The 19,935-nt window shown below is 62.1% G+C and carries 18 protein-coding genes, 2 rRNA genes and 1 pseudogene; 5 read left to right on the top strand and 16 right to left on the bottom strand.

Annotation, left to right across the window (positions count from 1 at the left end):
- Positions 1–50: 50 nt before the first annotated feature.
- Positions 51–842, top strand: coding sequence for a hemagglutinin (locus BG22_RS07820; RefSeq protein WP_140494643.1), 792 nt, complete (start codon positions 51–53; stop codon positions 840–842).
- 33 nt (positions 843–875) lie between these two features.
- On the opposite strand, the gene BG22_RS07825 is transcribed toward BG22_RS07820, so the two are convergent.
- The 4 genes from BG22_RS07825 to BG22_RS10875 all read right to left on the bottom strand — a co-directional run bounded on the left by BG22_RS07825 (position 876) and on the right by BG22_RS10875 (position 4,862).
- Positions 876–2,117, bottom strand: coding sequence for an MFS transporter (locus BG22_RS07825; protein WP_140494644.1), 1,242 nt, complete (start codon positions 2,115–2,117; stop codon positions 876–878).
- A gap of 278 nt (positions 2,118–2,395) precedes the next feature.
- On the bottom strand, positions 2,396–3,505 hold the full coding sequence (locus tag BG22_RS07830) for a hypothetical protein (RefSeq protein ID WP_140494646.1): 1,110 nt from the start codon (positions 3,503–3,505) through the stop codon (positions 2,396–2,398).
- Between the two features lie 521 nt (positions 3,506–4,026).
- Entirely contained in the window at positions 4,027–4,716 is a 690-nt protein-coding gene (locus BG22_RS07835; protein WP_140494648.1) for a hypothetical protein, read from the bottom strand.
- Entirely contained in the window at positions 4,713–4,862 is a 150-nt protein-coding gene (locus tag BG22_RS10875; RefSeq protein WP_181163451.1) for a hypothetical protein, read from the bottom strand. The genes BG22_RS07835 and BG22_RS10875 overlap by 4 nt, the downstream gene beginning before the upstream one ends.
- A gap of 472 nt (positions 4,863–5,334) precedes the next feature.
- On the opposite strand from BG22_RS10875, the gene BG22_RS07840 reads away from it, so the two are divergent.
- Both BG22_RS07840 and BG22_RS07845 read left to right on the top strand, forming a co-directional pair.
- Positions 5,335–5,643: a hypothetical protein gene (locus tag BG22_RS07840; protein ID WP_140494650.1), complete on the top strand. Its 309-nt coding sequence runs from the start codon at positions 5,335–5,337 to the stop codon at positions 5,641–5,643.
- Between the two features lie 186 nt (positions 5,644–5,829).
- Positions 5,830–6,108 (top strand): annotated as a pseudogene (locus tag BG22_RS07845) (DUF5067 domain-containing protein); the annotation flags it as partial.
- Between the two features lie 30 nt (positions 6,109–6,138).
- Here BG22_RS07845 and glnA read toward each other — a convergent pair.
- Entirely contained in the window at positions 6,139–7,476 is a 1,338-nt protein-coding gene (gene glnA, locus BG22_RS07850) for a type I glutamate--ammonia ligase (protein WP_094668212.1), read from the bottom strand.
- A 96-nt stretch (positions 7,477–7,572) separates the two neighbouring features.
- Between glnA and BG22_RS07855 the strand changes: the two genes are divergently transcribed.
- Complete coding sequence (locus BG22_RS07855; protein WP_140494654.1) at positions 7,573–9,018, top strand: DUF2252 domain-containing protein; 1,446 nt, start codon at positions 7,573–7,575, stop codon at positions 9,016–9,018.
- A gap of 219 nt (positions 9,019–9,237) precedes the next feature.
- Here the strand turns inward: BG22_RS07855 and priA are convergent, their stop codons facing one another.
- From priA to BG22_RS07895, 8 genes are all read right to left on the bottom strand, one after another.
- Entirely contained in the window at positions 9,238–9,963 is a 726-nt protein-coding gene (gene priA, locus BG22_RS07860; protein ID WP_140494656.1) for a bifunctional 1-(5-phosphoribosyl)-5-((5-phosphoribosylamino)methylideneamino)imidazole-4-carboxamide isomerase/phosphoribosylanthranilate isomerase PriA, read from the bottom strand.
- Between the two features lie 58 nt (positions 9,964–10,021).
- Positions 10,022–10,669, bottom strand: a complete 648-nt coding sequence (gene hisH, locus BG22_RS07865; protein WP_140494658.1) for an imidazole glycerol phosphate synthase subunit HisH — start codon at positions 10,667–10,669, stop codon at positions 10,022–10,024.
- A gap of 87 nt (positions 10,670–10,756) precedes the next feature.
- Positions 10,757–11,653 (bottom strand): hypothetical protein, encoded by an 897-nt coding sequence (locus BG22_RS07870; RefSeq protein ID WP_140494660.1) that lies wholly within the window; start codon positions 11,651–11,653, stop codon positions 10,757–10,759.
- Entirely contained in the window at positions 11,653–12,255 is a 603-nt protein-coding gene (gene hisB, locus BG22_RS07875; RefSeq protein WP_094668208.1) for an imidazoleglycerol-phosphate dehydratase HisB, read from the bottom strand. Before hisB ends, BG22_RS07870 begins: the two co-directional genes overlap by 1 nt.
- A gap of 289 nt (positions 12,256–12,544) precedes the next feature.
- Positions 12,545–13,720 carry a histidinol-phosphate transaminase gene (locus BG22_RS07880; RefSeq protein WP_140494661.1) on the bottom strand — a complete coding sequence of 392 codons (1,176 nt, stop codon included), beginning with the start codon at positions 13,718–13,720 and terminating at the stop codon, positions 12,545–12,547.
- A 174-nt stretch (positions 13,721–13,894) separates the two neighbouring features.
- The gene (gene hisD, locus BG22_RS07885) at positions 13,895–15,292 is read right to left on the bottom strand and encodes a histidinol dehydrogenase (protein ID WP_181163453.1); all 1,398 of its coding nucleotides are present in this window, start codon (positions 15,290–15,292) and stop codon (positions 13,895–13,897) included.
- Positions 15,293–15,379: 87 nt separating this feature from the next.
- Positions 15,380–15,703, bottom strand: a complete 324-nt coding sequence (locus BG22_RS07890) for an acylphosphatase (protein ID WP_258186277.1) — start codon at positions 15,701–15,703, stop codon at positions 15,380–15,382.
- 63 nt (positions 15,704–15,766) lie between these two features.
- Positions 15,767–17,239, bottom strand: a complete 1,473-nt coding sequence (locus tag BG22_RS07895) for an FGGY-family carbohydrate kinase (RefSeq protein ID WP_140494664.1) — start codon at positions 17,237–17,239, stop codon at positions 15,767–15,769.
- A gap of 152 nt (positions 17,240–17,391) precedes the next feature.
- On the opposite strand from BG22_RS07895, the gene BG22_RS07900 reads away from it, so the two are divergent.
- Entirely contained in the window at positions 17,392–18,219 is an 828-nt protein-coding gene (locus BG22_RS07900; RefSeq protein WP_140494666.1) for an aldo/keto reductase, read from the top strand.
- 384 nt (positions 18,220–18,603) lie between these two features.
- Here BG22_RS07900 and BG22_RS07905 read toward each other — a convergent pair whose 3' ends face one another.
- From BG22_RS07905 to BG22_RS10965, 3 genes are all read right to left on the bottom strand, one after another.
- A complete protein-coding gene (locus BG22_RS07905) occupies positions 18,604–19,107 on the bottom strand; it encodes a GNAT family N-acetyltransferase (RefSeq protein ID WP_140494667.1) in 504 nt (167 codons plus the stop codon).
- Positions 19,108–19,535: 428 nt separating this feature from the next.
- Positions 19,536–19,653 (bottom strand): 5S ribosomal RNA (gene rrf / locus BG22_RS07910).
- A 172-nt stretch (positions 19,654–19,825) separates the two neighbouring features.
- Positions 19,826–19,935, bottom strand: a 23S ribosomal RNA gene (locus tag BG22_RS10965); the annotation flags it as partial.

Consider the following 19,935-nt stretch of genomic DNA (forward strand, 5'->3'; position numbering starts at 1 on the left):
GTCCGCTGGCCCGTGCGTGGCGCCGCGCGAACTGGCGCACGCGACTGAGGATGGTGCTCATCCCCGCGGTGACGGTCATCGCCGTCGTCGCGCTCGTCATCGCGGCGGTGCGTTTCGTACGTTGGCGCGGCGCGGTCATCGCCGCCGAGAAGGCCCAGCTGGAGATGGCGAAGACCTATGGGTTCAACCCCGGCAACATCATTTCGGACGGCCAGTTCTTCAACGGTTCCGCGATGAGCGAGGCCGAGGTGCAATCGTTTCTTGACGCCCAAGGCGGCTCCCTTGCCACCATGACGTTCGATACCGCAAGCGAATCGGGTGAAGGCCTGTGCGAGGACTTCGCCGGCGCGCGCGGACAGTCGGCGGCGGCCATCATCGCCCGTGCCGGCGCGGCCTGCGGCGTCAGTCAGAAGGTGCTGCTCACCGTGCTGCAGAAGGAGCAGCATCTGGTGACCGCCGTCGATCCGGACGCGTTCCAGCTCCGTTCGGCGATGGGCCTCAACTGCCCGGACACCGCCGACTGCGATCCGGCGTATGACGGGTTCGCCAGACAGGTGTATGGCGCGGCGAAACGTTACCGCTACTATCTGGCGAACGAGGACCGGTACGGCTACCGGGCGAACAGTCTCAACTACATCCGGTACCATCCGAACCAGGCGTGTGGCGGCAGCGAGGTGTATATCGAGAACAAGGCCACGGCGTTGCTCTACATCTATACGCCCTACCAGCCGAACGTGGCCGCGCTGGCCGCCGGCAACGGCACGGGCGACGCCTGCTCCAGCTACGGCAACCGCAATTTCGATCTCATCTACTCCGGCTGGTTCGGCTCGCCGCGCACCTGACGAGGACGCGCCGCATCATCCGCGCCATCCGACTCACCGCTCAGGACGCTGCCCGACATACGGGCGCAGTGCCATGGTCACCGCCATGGCGAGCAGGGCGAAGACGGCGCCGACCGGTCCGAGCCAAGTCAGGCCAAGGGCGTCGTTGGCCACGCCGCCCACCGCGGAACCGATGGCGATGCCGATGTTGAAGGACATCGAGTTGAGCGACGAGGCGAGGTTCATCGACCCCGGATGGGATTGGGCGGCCACGTCCATGTACAGCACCTGCGACGATGCGTTGAACTGGTACATGAGCAGACCAAGCGCCACCAGCAGGACCGCGCCGTAGACGGGAATCCAGTGGGCTGCGGCCAGCGAGGCGAGCAGCACGGCGTGGACGAGGAACACCCAGCGCAGATGGTAGAGCGGCTCCACTCCCCTACCGCGCTCGGCGAGCTTGCCGGCGGTCAGGTTGCTGATGAGACAGGCCACGCCATACACCACCAGTCCGAGGCTGACATAGCGTTCCGGCAGGTGGATCTCGTCGCGCATGATTGGCGTCAGATAGGTGTAGAACACGTAACTGGCCGCAGCACCGAACACCACGGCCAACACGCCCAGATGGATGCGCCGATCGAAGAACAGGCGGAACTGGGAGAGGAAGCCGACTCTGACGATGTGGCTGTTACGCGGCAGCACAATGAACATGGCGATGAGCAGTATCACGGTCAGCACGTTGATCATGTGGAAGGTCCAGCGCCAGCCGAAGACGTTGGCGATCGACGTGCCGATGGGCACGCCCACGACGGAGGCGATGGAAAAGCCCGAAAACACCCACGCGATGAACTTGGTACGGTATTTGTCCTGCGTCACATCCGGCGCGAACGTCATTGCGATGGCCACCAGCGTGCCGGAGACAGACGCGATGAGCAGACGCGCCACCAGAAGCACCGGATAGTTGGGGGCGAAGGCGCACAGGATGTTGCCCAGCAGGAACACGCCCATCAGCGTCAGATAGGTGGCGAAGCGTGGGAAGCGTGCGCTCAGCGCCGAGCCAAGCGGCGTGCATGGCGCATAGACGAATGCGAAGATGGCCACCAGATTGCCGACCGTCACCTCGGAGACCCCGAGCCCGGAAGCGATGTCCGGCAGGATGCCGACCACCACGAACTCGCTCAGGCCCAGCATGAAGCTCGCGAAGATCAGGATATTGACCGGTAGGGTGAAGAATCGGTCCTGTCGTGCAGCATCGGCCGTGTCACGGGGTGTGGTCGCCGGGGTATTGCTGGTCATGGCGGACTCCTTCCGATTTCCTCTGTGTTGCATGGTATTGGCCACCCCAACGACATCGGCCTTCAGACACGGCGTCATCAATGTAGACATAATCCGTACCGGTCACGGTCTACTTACCATTCTCATCAGGAGCGGATTTCGTGTCCTTCCTGTAGAAGCTCAGTTACTTGCCACCGTTGTCCGGGTCGCCGTCAGCGGCAAAAGCCACCGAGCCGAGCATCGTGGCGGCCACGGCGGTAATCGCCATCGCCATGTCCAACCACCATCAAACCCGGCCATCACCCACGAGGCTCGTGTGCCTTCGCGGACCGGATCGCCAAGCAGATTATGATAACAATCCCCAAGACAAGGACGACCAACAGGATCGCCGCTATCGCCAGCAGGAGCAGCATGTTATCATGAATCAACTTCGGCAAGGTGGCGGACTTGGATTCACCTGTGGCGGCGGGCTTGGATTCACCTGTGTCCTTCGCCTCCGACTTCGGCTCGTCCGGGATACGCCATGTCGCCGTGCTGTCGGGGGAGAAGAGACCCCTGCCGTCCGTCTTGTCGTCGTCCTTGAAGCATGACACGCCCGAGCAATCCGTGTGGTCCAGCACGTCGTAATAGGTGTCATTCATGGCACCATTCACCGTGGTTGTGGACTTCGGGCTGATGACTATCTCCTGACTATCGGAGCCATCCAACTTCTGCAACGTCACCGTGTATGACGAGGCGAACGGAATATCATCGAAGATCACCCCTCCATTCGCCTTCGAGACCTCCTTCATCGGCTGGGACAGCTTGCCCCCGGAAAGGGTGAACGTGCGACCCTCCACCGGCTTGTCCTTGTCGTCAACCGCCGTGAACGCGATGGAGATGTCATCCAGCCCCGCCTTCACCGTCACCGTGTTCGGAATGCTGTACCCCTCCATGGAGGTCTCCGAAACGATGGACCCCTTCAACGAGACCTCGGAAGTACCGGCGAGCCTCGGAGCTCCCGCTTTACCGTCATCGTCCGTATCCGTGATGATGTACACGGTCGCCGGCTTCAGGTTGGGCAGCAACGCATTCCCGCCCGAGTACCGATTCCCCACGGTCGGGGTATTCTCCTGTCCCATGCTCTGACGGATAGCATAGTCGATACCATCAAGGAACGCCGTCAGCTTCTCATCCTGCTTGTCGGTATTGATAACGGACGCAGTGGAACCATCGGACGCACCGTCCGACTTCACCCAGCCCATCGCCGTATTCAACGGATCGGCACCCGCATCACCATCAATGTTCTTCACCGTCTCCCGCATGATGTCCTTGGCGGAACGGGCGTAATCCAAAACATTACGGTCATCCGCCGAAACAAAGGCGATATCCGTGGCCAAACCCGAATCGCTCACCGCACCGGCCGTCACGGAACCAAGAGCGTAGGCCCGATACGTATGACCCCTCGTAATGTTCTGCAGACAAATGGACGTGGTCGTATTAATGGTCCCACATGCATTCGCATCCACGGCCATCGCCGTCTGAGACAACCCGCCCAAGGCGAAAACACCCGCCATCAAAACGGGCACCAGACCCCTGACATACTTCTTCATAATCATGTTGCGTATCCTCCTGAATCTGCACGGGCCACATACGTTTGACCCATGCCGTAACACGTAGATATACAAACCATCGATACAACCTAACCACATAAAAGGGACCGGCACGGAGCCAGCCCCACAAACACGATCGCTTACCTATAATCCCGCACGTCCCCTACACAACAAGGACCCAACGGAACCAACGAGCCGATACAACCAACCGACCCCACGGCAACGACACGTCACGTCCCTCCCGTGTCCCTGATTCCCCTCCGTGTCCGATTGGTCCGAATTACGGGAACGGGCATCGCCTCCCTCCCGGATGCGATGCCCGTTGTATTCCGCCGTACCTACTTGTCCAGCTTGATGGACTGCGTGGTTCCGAGTCCGAAGTGACAGGAATCGAACTTGTTGTTGTTCTTGTCACACGACGCACCATCGACCCACGTACCATCAGACTTCTCCGAATTCCAAGTCATGAACCAAGGACGGAACTCGTCGGATACCGGTTCGTTGTCTGTCAGGTCCCCCGTCAGGTCCCCCGCACAAGTGCGTGTCTCGCCCGCCTTTATGGTCTCCCTGTCCATGAGATGGACCTCTCCATCGGCGGGATTTGACGTGGGACGGCAAAGTTCTAGTTTTATTTCCTCTATCTTCTTCCAGTTCCTCTTGCCGTCATGGTATCCAATCAGATTGATGGTTCCCGTGTCAACATCCTGCTTGCTCTTGTTCGTCAATGTCACGTAGACAAAACGTCCCACCAACGCACCGTTTCTGCCGCCCAGCTTAATCTTCTTGATGTCCCATCCGGTCCAATTGAACGGGACCGAGCCGTCATTGTCGAGTTTCGCGGGCTTGTCCGCCTCGTAGTCGTAACCCTGAACGGCCGTCAGCTTCGGAATGATGGACGCCCCCCCGTTTGCGAACCGCACGCGGCAAGACCAACCACCGCCATGACCGACACAGCGAATGCAGCCGCCCTTTTCAGTGTCTTCCTGAAAGTTCTCATTGTTCTCCCTCCGATTGATTAACTCAATCATTGACATTGACTATTCTCGCCCCTGTCATCGACCAGCCGGCCGATGACTGCGGAATCATGACCAGAGATGGAAGCACCGGTGACGATGGTCACGATGATTCCAGGAATGGCCGCGGGAGCCACACCAAGCAGAACCTGCATCATCATCGTGAACGTCCCCAATGCGTACAACGTCACACACAAGGCAAGCACCAGAGCAAGTGCCGTCGCCGGCTATTACCATACGACATCCTCGTGTGCATCCAAGAACGCAACGCCCTCAACACCGTGATACATGCAACTTCGTGCAACTGGAGACAAGCAGATGCGAGATGAATCCGAAACCCCCGCAACGCGACACCGAGGAAGGGCCCGGATGGAATCGAAATGGAATCGGAACGAGTCCGGATGAATACAAAAGGCCCAGACCGTCGAGATCGGGGTGACGAGAACATCAAGCGGACCGGCGTCGCAACTCTTCCAACGCCCATCTGCGACGTCCCCATCTACGTCCTCGGCAAGACAGGTCAGCATCTCGGGAACGTGCGTCGATTACGAGCAGCTCTCCAGCGCCTTCGGACACGCCGGCGAGGCCCGTACAATAAGTCAGACCAAGGAAACCGCATCAAGGAGGCCGCACGTGGGACTGTTCCGGAATGAGGACGATTACGTCTCCCCGTTCGACGACGGGCTGCCCTCCTACATCGATCCGGACAATCGCGCCGCAGCCAACCACAACAAATCATCCTCCCGGAGTTCCTTCCGCAGGCCGAATCCGGTCGTCGCACGACAGAACTCCAAACGGCCGCGCAGAAGGCGTCACGGATTCATCTGGGTGGCCATCGTCTGCATTATCATCGTCTGCATCGTGGCGTGGGGCCTCGCGGGGCCGCTGCCCGGCAACGCCCCGACTGGTTCGGATCCTTCGGCGGGTCATGGCGGACGCTGATCGCCGATGGCGGCGGTGACGGCACGCCGGAGGGAACGGCGGCCACGCCGACCGCCGTGGAACGTACCGGCGACGTCCGCGATGCGTCGGGCGACGACCAGGGCAGGCTGACCATCGACTCGGCCAGGTCCGGGCCGGACGACTATCACGGGTGCCCCACGGTGATCGTCTCCTTATGCGTGGACGAACACCAGCGGCAAGGCACTGACGTTCGACGCGCTCGCCCGGCCCGAGGTCTATCAGAACGGCCTGCAGACGAATCGGGTCATGTTCTCCCGTGATGGTGACGTGCCCGGCTACGATGCCGATTCCATGCGGACCGACGTCGCTCCGGGCGAAAGCCTCACCACGACGCTGGCCTATTCGCTGCGTGACGCATCGGCGCCGATCATCCCGATGCAGGCCGAAGGCACGCGAAAGGCCTTCCGCACCGAGTCAGATGGCAATGATGCGAAAGGTCTTTGAAGCACGGGCGAAAGTCCGAAAGACTCAAGCCTACAGCTTGGGCAGATACTTCTTGAGCTCGTACGGCGTGACCTGGTGGTTGTACTCCTCCCACTCCTGATGCTTGTTGCTCAGGAAGTAGCCGAAGGCGTGCTCGCCGAGCACATCGGCCACGAAGTCGGACTTCTCCATGATCTTGAGCGCCTCGTCCAGCGAGCGCGGCAGCGGCTGGATGCCCATGGCCTGACGTTCGCCGTCGGTGAGCTCCCAGACGTCGTCGCTGGTGGGTTCACCCAGCTGCATCTGCTTGTCGATGCCGTCGAGGCCCGCGGCCAGCAGCACCGAGTAGGCGAGGTACGGGTTGGCGACCGGATCAAGGGCGCGGAACTCCATGCGCGCGGAGTTGCCCTTGCCGGGCTTGTACTGCGGGATACGCAACAGCGCGGACCGGTTGTTGTGGCCCCAGCAGATGTAACTCGGCGCCTCGTTGCCGCCCCACAGGCGCTTGTACGAGTTGACGTACTGGTCGGTCACCGCGCAGATCTCCGCCGCATGGTACAGGATGCCGGCGGCGAACTGGCGTGCCGTGAGCGACATGTTGAACTCCTGGCCAGCCTCGTAGAAGGCGTTGGAATCGCCTTCGAACAGGCTCAGGTGCGTGTGCATGCCGGAGCCGGGGGCGTCGGCCAGAGGCTTCGGCATGAAGCTGGCGTGGATGCCGCGCTCCAGCGAAATCTCCTTGACGACCGTGCGGAAGGTCATGATGTTGTCCGCCGTGGTGAGGGCATCGGCGTAGCGCAGATCGATCTCGTTCTGTCCCGGACCCGCCTCGTGGTGCGAGTACTCCACCGAGATGCCCATCTGCTCGAGCATGTTCACGGTGGCGCGGCGGAAGTCCATGCCGGGGCTGCGCGGCACATGGTCGAAGTAGCCGCCCTCGTCGATCGGGGTCGGCGCCTTGGACCAGTCGGTCTGGCTTTCGAACAGGTAGAACTCGATCTCGGGATGCACGTAGAACGTGAATCCCTTCTCCTTGGCCTTGGCGAGCGCGCGCTTGAGCACATGGCGCGGATCGCCCAGCGACGGCTCGCCATCAGGTGTCAGAATGTCGCAGAACATACGGGCGGTGCCTTGAGGACCGCCGCGCCACGGCAAAATCTGGAAGGTGGAGGGGTCCGGGTGAACGATCATATCGTCTTCGGATACGCGGGTCATGCCCTCGATGGCGGAACCGTCGAATCCGAGCCCCTCCTCGAATGCGGATTCCAGCTCCGCGGGAGCGATAGCCACGGATTTCAATGTTCCCAACACATCCGTGAACCAAAGACGAATGAAGCGCACGTCGCGTTCCTCGACCGTGCGCAGCGCAAACTCCTGCTGTTTATCCATAATCGCCTATCGTTCCATAGCCGTGTTACGACCGGCGTTAACATCCCACGGAATGTTTCGCGCCTCGCGGCCCGTCATTGGGTTATGGTGGTTCCCATGAGCGAAGCAGCAGAAGACCATCTCACCCCGTCCCCCAATCCGCCGGTCGACGTCGCCTCCTGGAGGCAGGCCGCCAATCCACGCGACCGTTCTCGCGCCGGCATCGCCGCCCGGGCCAAGGCCCCGCTCGAGGCCCACGCCGCCTGGCAGGTACGTTCCGGACGCCGCGAAGCCATCAGCCTGCTCGAGGAGCAGTCGGCGATTCGCGTACCGGAGCTGGTGCCGCTGCGCTACAAGCGTATGAGCGTGAGCCCGTTCACCTTCTACCGTGGCACGGTGCTCATCATGACCAATGATCTGGCCACGACTCCCGTGACCGGCATCCCGGTGCAATGCGTCGGCGATGCGCATATCGGCAATTTCGGTATCTTCCGCTCCCCCTCCGCCCGCCTGGTGTTCGACATCAACGATTTCGACGAAACGGCGATCGGCCCTTGGGAGTGGGATCTCAAACGTCTGGCGGTCTCCGTGGAGATCTGCGGCCGGGCCAACAAGCTCAAGGAGCGCGACCGCCGGGATGCGGTGATCAACTGCGTCGAGACCTACCGCACGCGGATGAAGTGGTTCTCCGAAATGGACTATCTGGATGCCTGGTACGAGCATCTGGACGTGGAGGAGACGCTGGACCGGTTCGAGAACGACGGTTCCTCCCACAGCCATGTGCTGCGCGAGGCCGCCATGAAGGCACTGCTCAAGGACAATGACGCGGCCGCGGCCAAGCTGTGCCATTACGAGGGAGGCAAGCTGCGGTTCAAATCGAATCCACCGGAACTGGTGCCGATCAACCAGCTTGACGACTACGCCGACGTCGAGGCCCTGCAGGCCCGGATCGATACGCTGTTCGAAAGCTACCGGCATTCGCTGTACGATGACCGCCGCATGGTGTTCGACCATCTGCGCTATCAGGACGCCGCCCGCAAGGTCGTGGGTGTCGGATCGGTGGGCCAGCGCGCATGGACGTCCATCTGGATCGCACGCGACATGGACGACCCGATGATGATCCAGATGAAAGAGGCCACGTATTCCGTGCTGGAGCACTACTGTGGCGCCTCGAAGTACGCCACGCACGGCGAGCGCGTGGTGCAGGGGCAGAAGATCATCCAGTCCACGGCGGACGTGCTGCTCGGATGGTCCAGCTTCATGGCCGAGGACGGCCGCAAGCGCGACTACTACGTGCGGCAGCTGTGGAACGGCAAGGGGTCCATCGACATCGACAACCTCAATGCGTCGGGGCTCAACGATCTGGCCCGCATGTGCGCATGGGCGCTGGCCCATGCCCATGCCCGCACCGGCGATTCCATCGCCATCGCCAACTACATGGGTGGCACTGACGAGTTCGACCAGTCCATCGCCTCGTTCGCCGTATCCTATGCGGAGCAGAACGAGGAGGACTACGCCGTGTTCAAGGGGCTGCTCAAATCCGGTGAGCTGCCCTGCGCGTAGAGGTTCTCGCGGGGCGGTTGCTTCGCTACGGCTCCACAGCGGCTCCGTGACGGCTCCGTCCAGCGGGTCAAACGCGAAGACCCGTGCCGGTGGCCCTGCAAACGATGACGTGCAGGGACCCCGGCACGGGTCTCTCGATACGAATATCAGTCCGGATGCAGTATGATTCCAACCCGGATTCGAACTGCATCCGAATAAGGCAGGTCTACTTCCAAAGGTCTACTTCGCCACCTCAAGGGCCTCCTGCAGCGTGAAGGCGCGGGCGTAGAGGGACTTGCCAAGAATGGCCGCGTCCACGCCGAGATCGGCGAGTTCCTTGATGGCCCTGAGATCGTCCAACTTGGAGATGCCGCCGGATGCGGTCACCTTGGCATCGGTGCGTTCGGCCACCTCGCGAAGCAGTTCGATGTTCGGACCGGACATCATGCCGTCCTTGGCCACGTCGGTGACCACATAGCGGGAGCAACCCACGGAGTCGAGGAACTTCATGGTCTCAAACAGGTCGCCGCCCTCGCGGGTCCATCCGCGTGCGGCCAGCGTGTGGCCGCGCACGTCAAGTCCGACGGCTACGCGATCGCCGTATTTGCCGATGACGGAGGCGGTCCAGTCGGGGTTCTCCAACGCCGCGGTGCCGATGTTCACACGGGCCGCGCCGGCTTCGAGCGCCGCATCCAGCGATTCGTCGTCACGCACGCCACCGGACAGTTCGATGTTCACCTTGTCGCCCAGCTCATGGACGATGCGGCGCAGCTGATCGCGATTATTGCCGGTGCCGAATGCGGCATCGAGATCGACCAGATGTATCCATTCCGCCCCGGCCTCGACCCAGGTGCGGGCCGCGTCGAACGGCGAACCGTAGTCGGTCTCGGAACCGGATTCGCCCTGGCGCAGGCGTACGGCCTTGCCGTCGCGCACATCGACGGCGGGAAGCAGAGTCAGTGACATAACCATTACCTTTCGTATTGGGCCCGCCGCACCGGCAGGCTGTTCGCATCTCGTGCCGTCAGAACGTGGCGACCCAGTTCCTCAGCAGCTGGGCGCCCGCATCGCCGGACTTCTCCGGATGGAACTGCGTAGCCGAAAGCGGTCCGCGCTCGTATGCGGCCACGAAACGGGAGCGCCCGTACCGGCACCAGCTCACATGCTCGTCGTAGCCGGACAGGTCGATGGAGAACGGCGCAGTGTCCGCGGCCGTGACGGCCATGGCGGCATAGGAGTGCACGAAGTAGAAGCGCTCACCCTCCACGCCCTTGAGCAGCGTGGAGTCCGGATCGGCTTCGACGGTGTCCCAACCCATGTGCGGCACCACATCCGCATCGAGCAGGTCGACCGATCCGCCGATCAGACCGAGACCGTCGGCATGGTCGCCATGCTCCAGACCATGTTCGAACATGATCTGCTCCCCCACGCACACGCCGAGCACCGGACGGCCGGCACGGATGCGGTCGTAGACGACCCGGTCGCCATCCACCTTCTTCAGTCCCGACATGCATGCGGCGAATGCGCCGACGCCCGGCACGACGAGTCCGTCGGCCTCAAGCGCCTGCCGGTAATCGGAAGTCAGCGTGGTGTCCACGCCGAGGTTGGCGAGCGCACGCACCATGGAGCGCACGTTGCCGAATCCGTAATCAAAGACAACCGCTTTGGTCATATTCCGCCTTCCCTTCACGTTGCTATGAACGTTTCATATCTATGAACGATGTCCATGAGCGTTCACGAACGCCGTTGCCCCGGACGTCTATTCAATGCGTGTGCCGCGTCCCCCACGGCCGCGCTTGGTGTGGTTGGCCAGCACCTGCATGGCTTCGTCATGGGTGAGACCTGCGGAATCCACCACCTCAAACCCCTGCGTCTTGAGCTGCGCCAAGGTGACGATGCCGAGCATCATGTCCTCGACGAATCGCGGCGTGGAGGTGAACAGCACGGGCGGCGCGAAACTCTGTCCCGCCTCGCCTTGCAGATACATCGTGGCCTCGAGCTTGTCGGCACGGTTGACCGCAAGCACCACGGCCATGCCGGAGACCACGGTGGTCAGATCCTTGGCGGCCGCCTCCGGGCCGTCGCCGTCCAGGTTCTTCAGCACGGCGATGGCACCCTGATTGGAACCGACGCATTCGGCCGCGATGTCCGACAGCTGGCAGAACGCGGCGAGCAGCTCCGCCGAGGCCACACGCGTGACGATCAGCGCCACCTTGGCCTTATTGCCGAGCAGGCCGGCCAGTTCGTTGTCGAAACCGAGCGAGGGGTCCACGACATCGGCCATGGCCTCATTCACCGCATCCGCCGCCGCCTGCTCATCGAAATCCGCGGATTGGCCGGACCGTGCGGGGCGTCCGTTCTTCTCGTCCTGATCGGCACCGGTGGCATCCTGTTGTCCATCCCGCCCGGTCTGATTGGACTGGTGAATCTGACCGGACTGGTGAATCTGATCAGCCGGTCCAGCCTGGCCGATTCGATCGGCGTCGGCGCCATTCTCCCCGTCAGCCGCATGCCCGGTCTCCGGCGATGCAGCCGGATTGGAGGAATCATCCGCGAATTCCTTCTCGAACCCGGCCAGCGCCGCTTCCAGCTCCTCGTCGGAGAAATGCGGTTCGTCCGGGTCGAAATCCTGTTCGCCGTTCGTCTTCCCCGACATCACAGGCTGCCTTTCGTGCTGGGAATCAGCCCCTGAATACGCGGATCGGGTTCGATGGCGAAACGCAGCGCACGGGCCAGTGCCTTGAATTCGGCTTCGGCGATGTGGTGCGGGTCACGGCCGGCGAGCACCTGCATGTGCAGGCAGATGCCGGCGTGCAGCGCGATGGATTCCATCACATGGCGCACCAGCGAGCCGGTGAAATGGCCTCCCATCATGCAGTACTCGAAGCCTTCAGGCTCTCCGGTGCACACCACGTAGGGGCGTCCAGAGATATCGACGACGGCCTTGGCCAGCGCCTCATCGAGCGGCACGGTGGCGTCGGCGAAACGGCGGATGCCGCGTTTGTCGCCCAGAGCCTGCTTCAGCGCTTCACCGAAGACGATGGCCGTGTCCTCCACGGTGTGATGCACGTCGATGTCGGTGTCGCCATGCGCGTGGATGGTCAAATCGATGAGCGAATGCTTGCCGAGCGCGTTCATCATGTGGTTGTAGAACGGCACGGACGTGTCGATGTCGGTTTTACCGGTGCCGTCGAGGTCCAGGGTCAGATCGATGTGCGATTCGCTGGTTTCGCGGACGATGTGCGCGGTGCGCGCCATGACGATGCTCCTTGTCTTGCGGTGCGCCCCGCAGTCGGCCGATTGCGGCCTTCCTCGCAGGGCGCATCATCGAATACGTCTTCTGTATGTGTCAGTTGTACTGCCGGAATTGTCCGGTTCGGTAAATTCGGTTCGGCGTCGCGCGTCGGTGACTCATTGACTCTGCTTGCGGCTCTCCTGATAAAGGGGAACCAGCTCACAAAGCGGGTCTGAGTGGCCGCCAACTGGCGTCAGCGGGCTGCTCATGACTCACGACAGGAGAGCGGGCTTCACCATGCGTTGCCGTCCGTTACCGGGCCTCCACCACCCGCATCGATTCGATGAGTGCAGTGCGGAAGCGCTCCATCTCCTCGTCCGTGCCCATGCAGACGCGCAACCACCCTTCGGGGCCGACCACGCGGATGAGCACACCGCGCTTCAGCAGCTCGTCGAAGATGGCATCGCGGTCGTCGAAATGCCCGCCGAACAGCAAGAAGTTGGACCCCGACTCGGCCACGGCCAACGGCTGGCCCTTGTAGGTCTGCTCCTTGAGCCATGCCGCTGTGGCCTCGCGCGTTTCGCGCAGATGCTCGACCCGGCTCAGCTGTTCGTCCGTGTGCTCGAAGGCGGCGAGCGCCGCGGCCTGAGTCACGGCGGAGAGATGGTACGGCATGCGCACGATACGCACGCAGTCGATGATGCCCTTGCTGGCGGCGAGATATCCCACACGCGCGCCGGCGAAGGCGAAGGCCTTGCTCATCGTGCGGCTGACGGCCAGATTCGGATGGTCCTTGACCAAGGAGACGGCGCTTGGCGTACCGGGCTTGCGGAACTCGACATAAGCCTCATCGACCACGAGGATGGGATGCACACCTGCGGGGGCACCCTCCACCTCGGCGTGTTCGCAAGCGGCGAGGATACGCTCGATGTCCTCCATCGGCAACGGTGTGCCGGTCGGGTTGTTCGGACTGGTGAGCAGCACCATCGACGGCTTCACCTCATGGATGGCTTCGATGGTCTTCTCCACGTTGAGGGTGAAGTCGGCGTTGCGATGGACGAGCTTCCACCCGGTGAACGTGTCCCGCGCATACTCCGGGTACATGGAGTAGGTGGGGTCGGCGCCCAGAGCCGTACGACCGGGACCGCCGAATGCCTGGAACAGCTGGAGCATGATTTCGTTGGAGCCGTTCGCGCCCCAGAGCTCATCCACGTCGAGTCGGGTGCCGGATTCGCGGGCAAGATAGTCGCTGAACGCCTGACGCAGCTTGACATGCTCGCGGTCGGGGTAGCGGTTGAGCGTGGGGGCGATCTCCAGCACGCGTTTGGCGATGGTTTCGCACACCTCGGGGTCCGGTGCGTACGGGTTCTCGTTGACGTTGAGGCAGACCGGCACGTCAAGCTGTGGTGCGCCGTACGGCTCCTCGCCGATCAGATCGTTGCGCAGCGGCAGATCGGCCGGGATCGCATTGCTGTTGTTCTCACTCATTGTTGCTTTTCCTCTCCCCCAAGTGCGGTGCCGTCATTCGACGGCATGGGCTGTGCGACGACATATGACGGGGATGGCCGGAATCGTGATGGCCATCCCCTGCACGATCATTCCGGATATCGCCGGATTCCCCTGTTTGCCAGGCGCATCACGGCGATTCGGCGCCGCTCTGTATTACAGCAGACCGGCTTCCTTCTCCTGCTCGCGCAGCGTGGCCTTGTCGTACGGGTCCTTGACGAAACGACTCAGCACGCACTCGCCGTGGGCCGGCAGATCTTCGGAGACGGCGAAGGCGTTGATGCGTGCGGCGAGCTCCTTCAGGCCCTCCTCGTCGTATTCGATGACTTCGACCGGCTTCATGAAGGTGTGCACACCAAGACCGGCGGCGAAACGGGCGGTACCGCCGGTGGGCAGCACATGGTTCGAGCCGGACATGTAGTCGCCCAGCGGCACCGGGGAGTATGGACCGCGGAAGATGGCGCCGGCGTTCTTGATGCGCTTGACAACGGCGTCCGCATCGGCGGTCTGGATTTCGAGATGCTCGGCCGCGTAGGCGTTGGCCGCATCGATGGACTCATCGAGGTTGTCGGTGAGCACAATGGCGGACTGTGTGCCGGACAGTGACGTGTGGACGCGCTCGGCATGCTCGGTGCGAGGCACGCGATAGTTGAGGTTCTCCTGCACCTGCTCGGCGAATTCCGGCGAATCGGTGAACAGCACGGAACCGGCAAGTTCGTCGTGTTCAGCCTGACCGATCAGGTCGGCGGCCACAAGGCTCGGGTTGGCGTCCTTGTCGGCGATGATGCCGATTTCGGTGGGGCCGGCGACCGCGTCGATGCCCACGAATCCGGAGACGAGCGACTTGGCGGTGGCCACGAAGATGTTGCCCGGACCGGTGATCTTGTCGACCGGGTCGCACAGCACCTCGCCGTCCTGGGGTTCGCTGCCCTTGGCACCGTAGGCGAACATGGCGATGGCCTGTGCGCCGCCGACCGCATAGACCTCCTTGACGCCCAGAATGGCGCAGGTGGCGAGGATGGTCTTGTTCGGCAGGCCCTTGCTGCCGTCACGGGCCGGCGGAGTGGCGATGGCCAGCGATTCGACGCCGGCTGCCTGGGCGGGCACGGCGTTCATGATCACGGAGCTTGGGTACACGGCCTTGCCACCGGGCACGTACAGGCCGACGCGCTGGATCGGAATCCAACGCTCCGCGACGCGAGCGCCGGGGGCCAGATCGGTGTGGAAGTCCTTCGGCACCTGGTTCTTGGCGACCGCGCGGGCGCGACGCACGGATTCCTCGATGGCGACACGCACCTCGGGGTCGAGCTGTTCCAGCGCCTCATCGAACGCCGCTTCGGGCACACGCAGGTGTTCGGGGCGCACATGGTCGAATTTCTCCTCGAAGTCGCGCAACGCTGCGGCACCGCGCTCCTTGACATCTTCGAGGATCGGACGCACCAGATCGGTGGCCTCGGAGGTTCCCATGGCGGCACGCGGCATCGCGGCCAGCAGTTCGGCGCGGGTCAGGTGCTTACCGCGCAGATCAATGATTCGCATGATGTTCTCGCTCATAACTATCCATCGTAGCAACGTGCGCTCACGAACCTTCGCGCAATGCCCACTTTCAGCCGTATCGTGAGATTATCGTGCGGCGCCCGGTCAGCCGCGCACACGGAAGTCGCCGTGCGTCTCGTCGGTCAATGCCATATCTTCGACCTGCACATCCCGCACCCTAGCCCATCTCGGCCCCTGGCGCAGTGCGCAGATGAATGCGTGCACGGCGTCCTCGTCGCCCTGCGCCTCGGCCTCGACCGAACCGTCGAACCGGTTGCATACCCAGCCGGCGACCCCGAGGTCACGGGCCTTCATGACGGCGAAATACCGGAAGCCGACGCCCTGCACCAAGCCGGTGACGACGATATGCCTACGCACCATGTGCTTGTCTGCCTCACGATGTTTGTCTGCCTCATATTCCGATGCCATACGTTCATATGCCTCATCCATCGGCGCATGCCTCGAACTCGTCATATTCATCCTCAAGCCCTCTCACATCAGCGTCCGCAAAGCCGGGTACAGCGTCAGGAAACGCCGGTAGACGGTTTCGTAGGTCCGCGTCGCCACGGCGTCGGGCGCATACGTCGTGCTCTCACGGATGGCGTGCACCAGATCGACGTCGCCGAACACCAGAGAGGCGAGCGCCACGGCGGGCAGCACCTCCGCGTTGGCGAATACTTCGACCGGATGGTCCAGCACATCGGCGAGGATCTGGCACCATGCGCTTTCGCGGGCGCCGCCCCCGATCAACGATATCGAGACGGGCGCGACATCGAAGCTGCCCATCCCCTCGCGGATCGAGAAGGCCACGCCCTCCAGCGCCGCCCGCATCATGTCCGCGCTGGTCGTGTCGGGGGAGAGTCCCACGTAGGCGCCACGGATATCCGGATTCATCACCGGGAACCGCTCCCCCACCAGATACGGCAGGCACAGCACGCCGTGGGAGCCGGGCACGGACCCTTCCACGAGCTCGTGCGCCTTCTCGTAGTCGGCTCCGGCAAACACATGGGTCGCCCATTGGTGCACGTCCCCGGCGTTGAGGAACGGCACGGCATTCACGAATCCCGGTCCGACGCCGAATGCGAGGTTGGCGGCGCCCGGCTTGTCCGTGAACGGTTCGGGCGATATGGTCGCGATCCAGCCGGATGTGCCGATGTTGATGTTGTACTGACCGGGCCGGCTCACCCCGCTGGCGAGCGTAGTGGCGCCGGCGTCGCCGATGCCGGCATATACTGGCGTGCCCACGGCGAACCCAGTACGTTCCGAGGCCTCCGGCGTGACCGCCCCGATGCGGTCCTGCGGCGCATGCAGCTCCGGCAGCAATGTCCTGTCGAGCCCGGCCGCCGCGCATAATTCCGCATCCCAACGCCCTTCACGGATATCCATGGCACCGGCTGTGGAGCATGCCGCCACATCGCCCACACAGACGCCGGTCAGACGAGCGATGAGATAGTCCTTCGAGCTGATGAGCACATGACGGATATGCCCGAAAACCTCGGGATCGTGGTCGCGCAGCCACATGAGTTTGGGCAGTGGCAGACAGCCCTCAAGCCGATTGCCAACGATATCAAGGAATTCACGCTCGCCGCCTTCCAGCGCCGACGCCAAACGTGACGCCTGCTCCTCCGCCCGGCCATCCGAATACAGGATGGCGTTGCGCACCGGATTCAGATCGGCGTCCAGAGCGATGACATCCTGCATCTGGCCGCTGCAGATGATACCGGCGATGTGTGATGCGTCGAATCCGAAATCGCCGGACGCATCCGCCGCCTGTTCCAGCATGCTACGGGAGACGTTGCGGAACGCCTGCCACCATTGGTCCGGATCCTGTTCCCGTTCATCGCCGTCAATGAGCAGATCCAGATTCTCGCTCGCGCTGGCGATGATCCTGCCGCTGTCGTCAACCATGGCGCCTTTCAGCGCGGTGGTGCCCGCGTCGAATACGGCCGCGTATTTCGTCTTCATCGGTCTGTCCCCTCATCCGAGCCCTGCATGCTTCCCCCATCGTAGCCGTCAGTCGAGCCTGGACATCGATCTGTGTTCATGGCCTGCGCTCATCGGCATCGTTCTCTAGAGTAGGTGATGAAACGAACACCACTTTCGGATTGCGAGGCATCATGGCAATTCAATCGACCATCACGCTCAACAACGGCACGGTTATCCCGCAGGTGGGTCTGGGCGTGTTCCAGACGCCGGACGGCGACACCACGGTGAATGCGGTGGAGACGGCGCTGGCGGCCGGCTACCGTCATATCGACACCGCAATGATCTACGGCAACGAGACCTCCGTGGGCGAGGGCATCCGTCGCTCCGGCGTGCCGCGCGGCGACATCTTCCTGACCACCAAACTGTGGAACGATGATATCCGCGCCCGCCGTGCCAAGGACGCCTTCCAGGAAAGCCTGGACCGTCTCGGCGTGGACTACGTGGACCTGTACCTCATCCACTGGCCGGTGGACGGCTGGCAGGAGTCATGGGCCGCCATGCAGGATATCTACGCATCCGGCCGTGCAAAAGCCATCGGTGTGAGCAACTTCCAAGCGCATCACATCGACGACCTGCTGGCGGACAGCGACGTGCTGCCCGCCGTCGATCAGATCGAATCCTCACCGCAGTTCGACAACCAGGAGCTTGTTGACTTCCTGGCTACCAAGCACATCGATGTCGAGGCATGGAGCCCGTTGGGCGGTACCGGCGGCAACCTGCTATCCAACCCGGTGCTAGCCGAAATCGGCGCCAAGTACGGCAAGTCCGCCGCACAGGTGGTGATTCGCTGGCACATCCAGCGCGGCATTGTGGTGCTGCCGAAGTCCACGCATGCGGAGCGCATCCGTCAGAACTTCGACGTGTTCGACTTCGTGCTGTCCGATGATGATGTGCAAGCCATCAATGCACTGAACACCGGCCGTCGCAACGGCGCAGACCCCGACAACTTCGATTTCTGATTGCACTCAGCTGGCGCATGACAGCTTGATATCTTGCGCCAGCTGTTCGTCAGTTTTCGGTTCCCCATCAGGACCTCGCCGTGACAGATGGCAGAATCACTCGCAGGTGACGCGCGAGTCGACGGCCAAGACAACTCACCGCGCACGCAGCGCATCCATAACCGAAAAACTAGTGGTCCGTCCCGGAAATTCGTTGATTATGTTTTTGGCTCCCCTTGTTAGGATGTTGCTGTGAAGCAAACAGCAAAGCTGTTTGTAGACAACGTACAAGCCAACAGGCAAGCCAGCAGAACACGCACGGAGCGCATCTATATTTATAGTACTGGCCCGCGAAGCAGGTCTGAGGGGTAGTGAATTCGTTAACGAATTTATTGACGCGCGATACTAATCGGCGTCGCAGGTCAGTCTCATCTGATGCCATACGACATTGCCGTGAGTGGACGCGGAAACTCCTTCGTCGATAAACCCAAACCGCTGATAGAAGCCGATGAGCCGTTCCTTACAGGTGAGGACCAGTCCCCTACGGCCGGCAGCACGCGTATCGTCAATAACCGCACGCATCAGCCGACTGGCATAACCGAGATGCTGGAATCGCGGATCGGTGTCTACACCGAATATCATCTGCCATTCGCCATCAGGATCATGCAACGAAGCGTCCTCGTACATGTCATCCGTCAGGTCCGGACGGTTCGTTGCGAATCCGTTGATGAACGAGATAATGGTCGCCCCATCTGCCAATATCCAGAAGAAATCGGGATACACGGACAGCCGAGCCCGCAATGCATACGCACTGGCCGCTTCAGCAGGCGGAAAGCACGCTTCCTCAATAGCCGTAAGCGAGTCCAGATCCTTCATCGTCGCATGACGAATAGTTTCATTGAAATTCATGCGATCATTCTCACGCCATTGTGTTTCATACAAGGAACCATCCGCGGTGCCCCAAGTTAGTGCGGAGCAGGGCAGTCCCGATATGACGACGGAGTGAAGACTCGTGTGTGTGTGAGTGAGTGTGTGGAGTTCTGGTGCGGTTGGTGCCGGGGGTTTCGTGGCGGCTTTGATGTTGTCGTCATCGTGCGGCCGCCCGTGGCGTCGTGCGTCTGGGTTCCCGTCAAGTGTGGGTAAACGAAGGGTGTCCTGGTGTTGGTGTCGGGGTTGCCGTGACGGCTTCGTCGTTGCCGGTATGCGGCATATGCGAGTGGGGTCCTGGTCCCGTTGGTGTTGGGTTTCTTGTTGTTGTGGGTTGGTGTCGGAATGCGTGTGCGGGTATGCGAAGACCCCGGGAGGCTGAGGCCTTCCGGGGTCTTCGGTAACGTGTGGTGCGGCGGTGTGCTACTCTCCCACATCCTCTCGGGTGCAGTACCATCGCCGTGCCAGGCCTTAGCTTCCGGGTTCGGAATGGATGCCGGGCGTCTCTCCTGGGCCATGACCGCCGCAAATCTTCAATTAGACGTCCACGCCCCAAGGGCGTGGGGATGGTTCCCGTGATGGTCCGGGGACCGGATAGCGGACGCGATGTCGAAATGGTCTTGTGGTCATCCGGATGCTCCATGCCGTCCGGAAGTCCATTGCAGAAGAATGTTTTCGATGCTCCCCAACAGGGTTGGGGTGTGTGTTGCCGTTCCCCCGTTAGTACCGGTCAGCTCCACCCCTTGCGGGGCTTCCACGTCCGGCCTATCCACCACGTGTTCTCCATGGGGGGTACAGGCACTCGAGGTG

Source organism: Bifidobacterium sp. UTBIF-78, from assembly GCF_006408945.1.
GTDB classification, from domain to species: domain Bacteria; phylum Actinomycetota; class Actinomycetes; order Actinomycetales; family Bifidobacteriaceae; genus Bifidobacterium; species Bifidobacterium myosotis.

Excerpts from the sequence above, each read along its gene's own strand:
- BG22_RS07880 (WP_140494661.1), bottom strand. The coding sequence starts at position 13,720 with ATGAGTGAGAACAACAGCAATGCGATCCCGGCCGATCTGCCGCTGCGC.
- BG22_RS07825 (WP_140494644.1), bottom strand. The coding sequence starts at position 2,117 with ATGACCAGCAATACCCCGGCGACCACACCCCGTGACACGGCCGATGCT.
- BG22_RS07905 (WP_140494667.1), bottom strand. The coding sequence starts at position 19,107 with ATGAATTTCAATGAAACTATTCGTCATGCGACGATGAAGGATCTGGAC.
- BG22_RS07870 (WP_140494660.1), bottom strand. The coding sequence starts at position 11,653 with ATGTCGGGGAAGACGAACGGCGAACAGGATTTCGACCCGGACGAACCG.
- BG22_RS10875 (WP_181163451.1), bottom strand. The coding sequence starts at position 4,862 with ATGATGATGCAGGTTCTGCTTGGTGTGGCTCCCGCGGCCATTCCTGGA.
- hisH (WP_140494658.1), bottom strand. The coding sequence starts at position 10,669 with ATGACCAAAGCGGTTGTCTTTGATTACGGATTCGGCAACGTGCGCTCC.
- hisD (WP_181163453.1), bottom strand. The coding sequence starts at position 15,292 with ATGAGCGAGAACATCATGCGAATCATTGATCTGCGCGGTAAGCACCTG.
- BG22_RS07890 (WP_258186277.1), bottom strand. The coding sequence starts at position 15,703 with ATGGCATCGGAATATGAGGCAGACAAACATCGTGAGGCAGACAAGCAC.
- BG22_RS07835 (WP_140494648.1), bottom strand. The coding sequence starts at position 4,716 with ATGATTGAGTTAATCAATCGGAGGGAGAACAATGAGAACTTTCAGGAA.
- BG22_RS07855 (WP_140494654.1), top strand. The coding sequence starts at position 7,573 with ATGAGCGAAGCAGCAGAAGACCATCTCACCCCGTCCCCCAATCCGCCG.
- BG22_RS07820 (WP_140494643.1), top strand. The coding sequence starts at position 51 with ATGGTGCTCATCCCCGCGGTGACGGTCATCGCCGTCGTCGCGCTCGTC.
- priA (WP_140494656.1), bottom strand. The coding sequence starts at position 9,963 with ATGTCACTGACTCTGCTTCCCGCCGTCGATGTGCGCGACGGCAAGGCC.
- hisB (WP_094668208.1), bottom strand. The coding sequence starts at position 12,255 with ATGGCGCGCACCGCGCACATCGTCCGCGAAACCAGCGAATCGCACATC.
- BG22_RS07900 (WP_140494666.1), top strand. The coding sequence starts at position 17,392 with ATGGCAATTCAATCGACCATCACGCTCAACAACGGCACGGTTATCCCG.
- BG22_RS07895 (WP_140494664.1), bottom strand. The coding sequence starts at position 17,239 with ATGAAGACGAAATACGCGGCCGTATTCGACGCGGGCACCACCGCGCTG.
- glnA (WP_094668212.1), bottom strand. The coding sequence starts at position 7,476 with ATGGATAAACAGCAGGAGTTTGCGCTGCGCACGGTCGAGGAACGCGAC.